Source organism: Rhizobium sp. UBA1881, assembly GCF_002338015.1.
In the GTDB taxonomy this organism is placed as follows: Bacteria; Pseudomonadota; Alphaproteobacteria; order Rhizobiales; family Rhizobiaceae; genus Rhizobium.
Genome location: NZ_DDHH01000074.1, coordinates 2,436 through 2,850, shown reverse-complemented (window position 1 = coordinate 2,850; position 415 = coordinate 2,436). Strand labels below are relative to the sequence as shown.

At 67.2% G+C, this 415-nt stretch carries 1 protein-coding gene; it reads right to left on the bottom strand.

The features are described from left to right. The coding region (locus tag B3605_RS08600; protein WP_296433529.1) for a M20/M25/M40 family metallo-hydrolase at positions 1-415 on the bottom strand (415 nt) is incomplete at both ends.

Here is a 415-nt window from a genome sequence, read left to right as displayed (position 1 = left end):
GGTGACGGAGACCACGGCGATATCGGCGGGGCTCAGCCGGCGCGAGACGATCGTCTGCAGGTTGGTCACCAGCGCGCAGGCGGCGACCAGCACCTCGTTGCCCGATTGCGGCCGAGCGGCGTGGCCGCCCAGCCCGGTGAGGACGATCTCGAAATTATCCTCCGCGGACATGATCGGCCCTGCCCTGGTCTCGAAATGCCCGACCGGCAGGCCCGGCATGTTGTGCAGGCCGTAGATCTCGTCGAAGGGGAAACGCTGCATCAGTCCGTCGTCGAGCATGGCGAGCGCGCCCTTGCCCCATTCCTCTGCCGGCTGGAACAGGAAGCGCACGGTCCCGTCGAAACCTCCCTCCTTTGCCAACAGTTTGGCGGCGCCGAGCAGCATGGCGGTGTGTCCGTCATGACCGCAGGCGTGC